The 9,772-nt window shown below is 66.2% G+C and carries 8 protein-coding genes; 6 read left to right on the plus strand and 2 right to left on the minus strand.

Translation table 11 applies throughout. The features are described 5' to 3' along the window. Positions 1-11 precede the first annotated feature (11 nt). The 6 genes from V2S85_RS24435 to V2S85_RS24460 all read left to right on the plus strand — a co-directional run bounded on the left by V2S85_RS24435 (position 12) and on the right by V2S85_RS24460 (position 8,784). Positions 12-2,285, plus strand: a complete 2,274-nt coding sequence (locus V2S85_RS24435) for a TonB-dependent receptor (RefSeq protein ID WP_330705398.1) — start codon at positions 12-14, stop codon at positions 2,283-2,285. A gap of 2 nt (positions 2,286-2,287) precedes the next feature. Continuing rightward, on the plus strand, positions 2,288-2,761 hold the full coding sequence (locus V2S85_RS24440; protein WP_330705399.1) for a hypothetical protein: 474 nt from the start codon (positions 2,288-2,290) through the stop codon (positions 2,759-2,761). Further along, on the plus strand, positions 2,758-3,615 hold the full coding sequence (locus V2S85_RS24445) for an alpha/beta hydrolase (protein WP_330705400.1): 858 nt from the start codon (positions 2,758-2,760) through the stop codon (positions 3,613-3,615). The genes V2S85_RS24440 and V2S85_RS24445 overlap by 4 nt, the downstream gene beginning before the upstream one ends. 10 nt (positions 3,616-3,625) lie before the next feature. Continuing rightward, a complete protein-coding gene (locus V2S85_RS24450) occupies positions 3,626-4,942 on the plus strand; it encodes a family 1 glycosylhydrolase (RefSeq protein WP_330705401.1) in 1,317 nt (438 codons plus the stop codon). Positions 4,943-5,030: 88 nt separating this feature from the next. Next, complete coding sequence (locus V2S85_RS24455; RefSeq protein ID WP_330705402.1) at positions 5,031-8,450, plus strand: glycosyl hydrolase; 3,420 nt, start codon at positions 5,031-5,033, stop codon at positions 8,448-8,450. A 199-nt stretch (positions 8,451-8,649) separates the two neighbouring features. Beyond that, positions 8,650-8,784, plus strand: coding sequence for a hypothetical protein (locus tag V2S85_RS24460; RefSeq protein ID WP_330705403.1), 135 nt, complete (start codon positions 8,650-8,652; stop codon positions 8,782-8,784). Here V2S85_RS24460 and V2S85_RS24465 read toward each other — a convergent pair. Both V2S85_RS24465 and V2S85_RS24470 read right to left on the minus strand, forming a co-directional pair. Next, the gene (locus V2S85_RS24465; protein WP_330705404.1) at positions 8,781-9,041 is read right to left on the minus strand and encodes a hypothetical protein; all 261 of its coding nucleotides are present in this window, start codon (positions 9,039-9,041) and stop codon (positions 8,781-8,783) included. The genes V2S85_RS24460 and V2S85_RS24465 overlap by 4 nt on opposite strands. A gap of 102 nt (positions 9,042-9,143) precedes the next feature. After that, complete coding sequence (locus tag V2S85_RS24470; RefSeq protein ID WP_330705405.1) at positions 9,144-9,362, minus strand: hypothetical protein; 219 nt, start codon at positions 9,360-9,362, stop codon at positions 9,144-9,146. Positions 9,363-9,772: the final 410 nt, after the last annotated feature.

Here is a 9,772-nt window from a genome sequence, read left to right on the forward strand (position 1 = left end):
GAGAGACAGACATGACCATTCGCAAGATTGCGCTGCTTTCGGGCATCGCTCTGAGCACCATCGGCGCTCCTGCCCTTGCGCAGGACGCAGGTGCGCCCGCCGACACTTCGACCGCCGACGCCTCGGGCAACGACATCATCGTCACCGCCCAGCGCCGCGCGGAGAAGGTGACCGAGGTGCCGATCTCGATCACCGTCGCCAGCGCGGCCCAGCTCGAGCGTCAGCAGGTGAACACCGTCAACGACCTCGCCCGCATCGCGCCGAGCCTCGAAATCCAGTCGGCACCGGGCCAGAACACCGGCGGGGGCGGATCGATCCGCGGCATCGGCACCCTGACGTTCTCTCCCGGTGCGGTCGCCTCGGTGGGCGTCGTCGTCGATCAGGTGAGCCAGGGCAACGCCAATATCTCGGACCTGTTCGACATCTCCCGCGTCGAGGTGCTGAAGGGCCCGCAAGGCACGCTGTTCGGCCTGACGACCTCTGCGGGCGTCATCAACATCACCACCAATGCGCCCGAATTCGGCGAGTTCTCCGGCCGCGTGCGCACCGAACTGTCGAACGCCGGGACGGCAGGCGCCAAGTACGGCAACCAGGTCGTGCAAGGTGTCATCAACGTGCCGCTAGCATCCAATGCCGCGATGCGCGTCTCGGGCGTCGCCAACTTGCGCCAGGGCGTCAACCGCAACGCGACGACCGGTGATTATAACAACAACGACCGCTACGGCGTGCGCGGCCGCCTGCTGTGGGAACCGACCGACCGCCTCACCGTCAACTTCATCGGCGACTATTCGCAGACCCGCTACGAGAACGGCGGCGATTTCTTCACTTTCGTCAAGACCAGCGGCCCCGGCTCTTTCCTTGGTGGTGCGGGCTTTGACGCGGTGGGCATCACCGATCGCCTCGCCAGTTGCGGCGTGACCGTGCGGGAGGGCAACCGTGACTACTGCAGCAACAACGACCAGGTCGGCAAGGCGACCAGCTATGGCGGTTCGCTGCAGGTGGACTATGCGGCGGATCCGTTCACGCTGACCTCGATCACCGCCTGGCGCAAGGCGACCGAGACCGGGTACGGTGCGGCGTCCGACGTCTTCCGCGGCTCGCCGCTGGAACTGCAGGTGGCCAACGACCCGGTCGACCGCGACCTCGGCCTGTTCACGCAGGAGTTCCGCGTCAGCTCGGCCGCGGGCTCGCCCATCGAGTATACCGCCGGCGCGTTCTATTCGAGCCAGAAGCAGACCCGCATTCCCGAGATCGTTCGGGTCACGCTGGTCCCGGTTCCGGGCGTCGTGATCCCGATCGTCACATCGACCACGCCCGCGCTGACGATCCGCGACGAATCGCTGGCCTTCTTCGGGCAGGCGACCGGCCACGTTTCGGACAGCTTCCGCCTGATCGGCGGCGTGCGCTACACGACCGATCGCCTTTCGCTGAACACCGCGACGTCCGAGACCGAAACCTTCCTCGACGTTGCCAAGTGGTCCTGGCGTGCGGGCGCGCAGTACGATCTGACGCCGACGATGATGAGCTACGCCACCGTATCGCGCGGGTTCAAGGGCGGTCAGATCGCGGTTCCGGCGGTGGGCGATCCCTCCGTCGTCCAGCCCGAGATCCCGACTTCCTACGAAGCGGGCCTCAAGGCCACGCTGTTCGGCGGCTGGGTGGCCGACCTCAGCGTGTTCTACATGAAGATCCGCAACTTCCAGGCGCAGCAGTGCACCGTCGACGACAACGGCATCATCTCGTGCGTCCAGACCAACATCAACGGCGTGAAGACGCGCGGTGCCGAGCTGAACTTCTTCGGCAAGGTGACGCCCAACCTCTCGCTCAACACCGGCTTCATCTACGCCAAGGCGACTTATCCCGGCGGCTTCGTCGGCACCGACGGCACTGACATCGGCGGCACGCAGCTGGCCAATTCGCCGCGCTACAAGTTCACGCTCTCGGGCGAGTACGAGCAGGACTTCGGCGATACTCTGGCCGGGTTCCTGGCGGTTGACACCGTCTGGAAGTCGCGCGTGCGGTACGAGGCGAACTCGGTGGCGGACACGACCTTCCGCGCCCACTGGATGGTCGGCGGTCGGGTCGGCCTGCGCACGCAGGACCAGCGCTATTCGGTCGCGCTGTTCGTGCGCAACCTGTTCAACGTGCACGAACCCTCGCTGATGCAGAGCGACTTCCCCTACACTAGCACGACGACTGCGGGGGCGAGCGAAGGCAACATCGGCGCGATCTACGGGCCGCAGTCGTTCCGCAACGTCGGCATCAGCCTGGACGCGAAGTTCTGACGATGGCGGCGCCGTCAGATCTGGACCTTCGGGCGCTGCGTCGCCGCGAACAGGCGATCAGCGCGGTTATCAACGCGGTGCTGAGCGCGGTGTTCTTCGCCATCGTCTTCGGCCTTTCCGCAAGGCCGTTGACGATGGCGGCGCCGGATCGCTTCGCGCTCGATTTCGTGCCGCAAGGGGTGATGGTTTCACTCATGGCTTCGCTGGTGCCGACCCTGCTGGTGCGGGCGAAGCTGCGCGGGATGGGGCTGGCGACGCCCGCAAGCGTCGCGGGGATCGTCCTGCGCGGCGTGGCTTGCGGCGTCGCCTCCGCGCTCGTCCTCGCGGGGCTGGCGCTTTTCGGGCCGCTCCACGAAGTGCCCAGCCATCCGGCACTGGCTTTCAAGGTCGTGTACGGCGCGCTGTTGGGACTTGCCTGTACGCGGCTGGCGGTGTCCTTCCTGTTCGACCGGACGCTGAAGGAGCAGGCTGTGTGACCGATACGATCGCCGAACTCGGAACCCGCCTCGGCCCCGATGTGGTGGGCGCGGTGAGGGCGCTTTACGCGCCCGAGCAGGAGCCCCGCGCCGCCGCGCTTGCCCCTGTCGCAAGCGACTGCGCCTATGGCCCGCATCTGCGCAACCGGCTGGACCTCTATCGCGAGGGGGAGGGCGGGAGGCTGCGCCCGGTGCTGCTGTTCGTCCACGGCGGAGGCTTCCTCGTCGGCGACAAGGGCGGTGACGGGAACGGCAACGGCGGCTGGGCCAACGCCCATCTGGGCCGCTGGGCCGCCGCGAACGGGATGCTGGGCGCGGTGATGAACTACCGCCTCGCGCCCGGCGAGGCCTGGCCCGCCGGGGCCGAGGATGTCGCCGCCGCCGTCACATGGCTGCAGGAGCACGCGGCCGAGCACGGCGGCGATCCCGAGCGGATCGTATTGCTGGGCACCTCCGCCGGTTCGGTTCACATTGCCGGGTTCCTGAAGCTGCGGAGCGACCATGCCGGGATGGTGCGCGCAGCCGTCCTGCTCTCGGGGCTCTACGGCTTCACCCCGCTCGATGAGCGCGACATGCTCTACTACGGGCCGCAGGACGCCTACGCCGGACGGATGCCGCGCAAGGCAGTGGTCGAGACCGCGCTCCCCTTGCTGCTCGCTTGTGCCGAGTTCGATCCGCCGCGCTTCCAGGCCGAGTGGGCCGGGCTTCTGCAGGCCCGGCTTGACCGCCACGGCTGCCTGCCGCGCACGCACTATGCCAGCGGCCACAACCATTACTCGATGGCCATGCACCTCGGCACCGCCGACCGGCGGCTTTCCGACGAAATTCTGACCTTCATCTCCGCGCATTCGTGAGGAAATCCTGATGACCCAGATTGACCGCCGCAGCATGCTCGCCGCCGCCGCCATGATCGCGGCTGCTCCCGCCGTGTCGCGCGCCGCCGCGAAGCGCCCAAGCCCGGCATTTCCCGCAGGCTTTCTGTGGGGGGCGGCCACCGCGCCGCACCAGATCGAGGGCAACAATGTCGCCTCCGACTTGTGGCCGCTGGAGAACCAGCAGCCGACGATCTTCGCCCAGCCTTCGGGCGATGCCTGCAACAGCCTGGAACTGTGGGCCAGCGACCTCGACATCGTGAAGTCGCTCGGCCTCACGTCCTATCGCTTCGGCGTGGAGTGGGCGCGGATCGAGCCGGAGAAGGGCCTGTTCTCGCAGGCGATGCTCGATCACTACAAGGCGATCGTCGCGGGTTGCCACGCGCGCGGACTGAAACCGCTGGTGACGTTCAACCACTTCACCGCGCCGCGCTGGTTCAGTGTGCAGGGCGGCTGGACCAACCCGGAATCAGCGCAGCTTTTCGCGCGCTACTGCGACAAGGTGGCCCGCGCGATCGGCGCCGACATCGCCATGGCCATGACGCTGAACGAGCCCAACCTGCTGTTGATCCTCAAGCCCATGCTGCCCCCGCCGGTATGGGACATGCAGCGCCAGACCCTTGCCGCCGCCGCCAAGCGCTTCGGCGTGGAGAAGTACGTCTGCGCCAACGTCGCGGCGCTCGAGGATCTCGACGCGATCCAGACCGGGCTGCTGGCCGGGCACAAGGCAGCGCGCGCGGCGATCAAGGCGGTGCGTTCGGACCTGCCGGTCGGCTTCACTCTCTCGGTACTGGACGACCAGGCGGCGGGCCGCAACTCGATCCGCGACAAAGTGCGCGCGGAAACCTACGGCGCGTGGTTGGAGGTGGCTAAAGCCGACGACTTCATCGGCGTGCAGAACTACGAACGCGCGGTGTGGAACGACAAGGGGCGGCTCCCGCATCCGGACGGCGCCGACCTCAACTGGTCCGGCACCGAGGTATGGGCGCCCTCGCTTGCGGGTGCGGTGCGCTACGTCCATGAGGCGACGCGGGTGCCGGTGCTGGTGTCCGAGCACGGCGTCGGCACCGGGGACGACACCTTGCGCGCGCGCTTCATCCCCGCCGCGCTGGAGGGGCTCAAGCAGGCGATCGACGACGGAGTGCCGGTGCTGGGCTACATGCACTGGTCGCTGCTCGATAACTTCGAGTGGATCTTCGGCTACAAGCCTCGCTTCGGCCTGTGCAGCGTCGATCCCGCCACCTTTGCCCGCACGCCCAAGCCAAGTGCTTCGGTGCTCGGCGCGATCGCGCGGCGAAATGCCTTGTAACGCAGGCGGCCGTCACAAATTGGAATCAAGATTTAGATCCTGCTGAGGCCCGATGCGGCTCCGCCAGGATAGAGATGGGGAGTATGGAATGCCGGGTCGCCGTTTTCGCGTGATGCTGATGCTCGCTTCGGCTCTGGCCGCACCGCATGCGGTGGCGAAGGAGGAAGCGCCGGTGCAGGTTGTCGCGCCGGTCGAGGCAGGCGATCCGCTGCTCGAAGCGTTCCGCGATCCGCCGAACTCGGCCCGGCCGCGCGTCTGGTGGCACTGGATGAACGGCAACATCACCAAGGACGGCATCGCCAAGGACCTTGCATGGATGAAGCGCGTCGGCATCGGCGGCGCCCAGACTTTCGACGCCAACCTGCAGACGCCGCAAGTTGTGGACCACCGCCTGGTGTACATGACGCCCGAATGGAAGGACGCCTTCCGCTTCGCCGCGCATGAGGCGGACCGGCAGGGGCTGGAACTGGCCATCGCTTCCTCGCCCGGCTGGTCGGAAACCGGCGGGCCATGGGTGCAGCCGCAGGACGGGCTGAAGAAGCTGGTCTGGTCGGAAACTTCCGTGGCTCCGGGCAAGCGCTTCACTGGCAAACTGACAGCGCCTCCCCAGACGACCGGGCCTTATCAGACGCTGGCCCCGGCACTGTCGATCGAGGAAATGATCTCCGGCCACCCGGCGCCTCCCGGCCCGCAGTTCTACGGCGAGGTCGGCGTCTTCGCATTCCCGGAAGCTACGCCGGTTGCGCCTGCGCTGGCGCGCGCCTCGGATGGCCTTGGCAACGCGCTAGATGCTGCGGCCCTTGGCGATGCGGACATCGCTGGCGGCGTAACGCTGGTGCGCAACGAGGGCGCCGTGCCCGAACTGCGGCTGGACTACGCCCGGCCGACCGTGGTGCGTTCGGCGACGCTCTACATCCCGGACGTGGTCGTGCCATTCGCGGGAGCGGCGTTCACTGTGGAGCTTGAGGCGAGCGCGGACGGCGCCGCCTGGACCCCGATCACTACGCTGACGCTGGGCGCGGTGCCGACGACTGCCAGCTTCCCCGCCGTCACCGCCACACATTTTCGCGTCGTGCTGAATCCGCGAAAGCCTGACGGGGGGCTTGGCTCACCGGCTCCGGGCACGGCGATGGCCGGGTTGTTCGATGGCGTCGGTGCGATGATGGCGAAGAAGCCGCTCGTCGTCGGCACCTTCACGCTGGATGCCGGGAACAAGGTCGACCGCTTCGAGACCAAGTCCGGCTTCATCATGAGCCGCGATTATTACGCGCTCGGTGAACCGGCCGAGGCGGCAAGCGGCGTCGCTCCTGCCAGTGTCATCGACCTGACCGGCAGGATGCGGCCCGACGGTTCCCTCGACTGGACAGCCCCGGCGCTTCCCAAGGGACAGAACTGGCGCGTCCTGCGCATGGGCTATTCGCTGCTCGGCACCACCAACCATCCCGCTCCCGCCGAAGCGACCGGGCTGGAAGTGGACAAGTTCGACGGTGCAGCGGTGCGCCGTTATCTCGACCACTACATTGGCATGTACAAGGACGCTGCGGGTGCCGACATGGTCGGCAAGCACGGGGTGCGCGCACTACTGACAGATTCCATCGAAGTCGGTGAGGCGAACTGGACGCCCCGCATGATCGAGCAGTTCCAGACCCTGCGCGGCTACGATCCGCGTCCCTGGCTGCCGACGCTCACGGGCACGCTAGTGGGCACGCGCGCGCAGTCGGACAAGTTCCTCTACGACTATCGCCGCACCTTGGCGGACCTCCTCGCCAGCGAGCATTACGGCACTGTCGCCAAGGTCGCTCACGAGAACGGCCTGATCGTCTATGGCGAGGCGCTGGAGGACAAGCGCCCGATGCTTGGCGATGACATGACCATGCGCAAGGCGACCGATGTGCCGATGGCGGCGATGTGGACGTTCGGCAAGGACGACGGCCCGCGCCAGACGCTGATCGCCGACATGAAGGGCGCGGCGTCGGTGGCGCACCTCTATGGCCAGAACCTCGTCGCGGCGGAATCGATGACGGCTTCCATGGCGCCCTGGGCCTTCGCGCCCAAGGACCTGAAGCGTTTCATCGACATGGAGTTCGTCAACGGCGTCAACCGGCCCGTGGTCCACACCTCGGTCCATGTCCCGGTCGACGACAAGAAGCCGGGGCTCTCGCTGTTCATCTTTGGCCAGTACTTCAATCGCATGGAAAGCTGGGGCGAGATGGCGAGGCCTTGGGTCGATTATATCGCGCGGTCCTCGCTCCTGTTGCAGGCAGGGCGCAACGTCGCCGACGTCGCTTACTTCTACGGCGAGGAAGCGCCGCTGACGGGGCTTTACGGCGACAAGCCGGTGGCCGATGCCCCGGTGTCCCACGCCTATGATTTCCTCAGCTTCGACGCGCTCGACACTCTGCTGAAGAACGACGGCGGCGACCTCGTCGCGCCCAGCGGTGCGCGCTACAAGGCGATCTACCTCGGCGGTTCCTCGCAGCGCATGAGCCTTGCAGCGTTGCGCAGGCTGGCGGCGCTGGCCGAAGGCGGGGCGACCGTGATCGGCAATGCCCCGGTCGCAACGCCCGGAATGGACGGGCAGGAGCAAGGCAGCGATGCCCAATGGTCCGCCCTTGTCGCCAGGCTGTGGCCCGGTGCAGGCGAGGCGCGGATCGGGCAGGGGCGGGTCATCCCCGGCAGCGACGTGGAAGCTGCCCTCAAGGCGATCGGCGTTGCGCCGGACTTCGCGTTCACCGGAGCCGCAACCGGGGCGAAGATTCCCTTCGTGCACCGCCGGGATCGAAGCGGCGACATCTATTACCTCAGCAACCCGCAGGACAGCGCCCAGACCGTAGAGGCGCATTTCCGCGTCACCGGCAAGGCGCCGCGTCTGTGGCACCCGGAAACGGGCGAAAGCGAGGCTGTCGGCTATCGTATCGAAAACGGCGAGACGGTAGTGCCCCTCTCGCTGGTGGCAGGCGACGCCGTCTTCGTGGTGTTCCATGAGGATGCGGCCGCGCGATCGCTCGATGTGCCGGTCAGCGCCGTGACGACGCTGGCCACGCTCGACGACGGCTGGACCGTGCGCTTCCAGCCGGATCGCGGCGCACCTGCCTCGACCCGACTGGCGACACTCGCGCCGCTGGATCGCAATGCCGATCCGTCGATCCGTTATTTCTCGGGCGAGGCGACCTATACGCGCAGCTTCGCGCTGCCCAGGGGCGCCAGGCCGGGGCGGCCGCTACTGCTCGATCTTGGCGAAGTCGGCGATCTGGCGCAAGTGACGGTCAATGGGCGCGATGTGGGCACCTTGTGGCACGCGCCCTACCGCATCGACGTCGGCAGCGCGGTCAGAAACGGTATGAACACGATCGAGGTCAAGGTCGCGAACTTGTGGGTCAACCGCCTGATCGGCGACCAGCAACCCGGCGCAAAGCCGATCACTTGGACTGCGATGCCGACATACCGCCCGGATGCACCGCTGCGCCCCTCGGGCCTGATCGGGCCTGTCACCCTGCTCGGCCGGTAGAACGCGCCTGGTGCCCCATCCGTTTGCGCGACGCGGTCGCCATCGGTCCCGAAGTGCTGCGCTTCCCCCTCGTCACGGAAACGCCCGGCGCGGGCTGTTCACCGATGGCCCGCTGACGCGGGGTCCGGGAAGGGGCTGCGGATCCGCTGCACCCCAACGGCGCCACGATCCTGACGGCCAGGCTGATTCGCAGCTTCGGATGTCCAGCCGAAAAGTCGAGACAATTCAGATCGAACTCAAGAAGGACGAAAAGGATGAGAAGCAGATCGGCCCGTTGATGGTCGGAGGAGCCCTTGCCGGTGCCTTCGCCCAGCGGTGCGTCCACGCCGCCTAACGAATGGCACGCTGAATTTCAGAGCAGTCATGGCTCCCGGTCCGTTCGATCCGTTCGTGCCAAACCTTCAGAATGCTCCGTTCCAGAAGGGAAATATCGGGGGATGTGGCGCTGAAAATCGACATTTCGCTTAAGAAATCGTCCATTGCGATACAGCCTTTGTCGGCGAGGAAGCGGATCAGGAATGCCCAGAACTTGCCGTGCAGGTCGATAGCGATCCGCTCGATGTCTTGCTCGACGCCTATGGTTTCGTTCACGAAATGAAGTTCCTATCGATTGCTGGAAGGGATCGCGGTGACCAGCAGGCGGCACGAGGCCAACTCTGCTTGTGGCGGGCATCCTGTTTGTGCCGCTCATCGTCAGGTAGCCTCACGGGAAGAAATCAGCCCGTCGTGTTCCAGGAACACGCGCTCGATATCGCGGCGCTTATCGAGGATGAGTTTCGCTACGCCGGCGGTCATTCCGCCTTCGTCGCCCACACGTCCCAGCAGGTTCGCCAAATCCTCTAGCGTCGCTTTCACCGGATCGGCATGCAGGCGGCCTTTGGCATCCTGATAGGCGATGCATTGTGTGGCCATGCCATGAATCTCCAGCGAGGGGCCGAATGCGTCTGCCTTTCTGCAAGTTGGCGGAACGGGCGCTACGTGATCGGCGTCGTACGCTTGCCGCGGCGTTTGGCGTGCGCCGTAAAGATCAAAAAATGGGTGGCAGGCATCGGCGGGGGGTGTTGACGATGCCTGCCACCCGCTTCCTGGGCTTCAGACGATAGAAGCACGCAGGTGCGATCGCGGAGAGGTGTTTGTTACGGATCGGTATTGATGGTCTTTTCAAGGGCGATACTCGGATGGCGGGAAAATTTTACGTAATTGCTCACGGGGTTGGCAGAAAAGTGTTGCGCGGAGGTCGATTGGCTGATTCACCCTACGGATGCCGCCACCGCCGCTTCATGTTCTGACCGAGGCCGAGAAGAACGAGCTGCTGCTTGCTC

This window comes from Novosphingobium resinovorum (assembly GCF_036352595.1).
Classification (GTDB): domain Bacteria; phylum Pseudomonadota; class Alphaproteobacteria; order Sphingomonadales; family Sphingomonadaceae; genus Novosphingobium; species Novosphingobium resinovorum_B.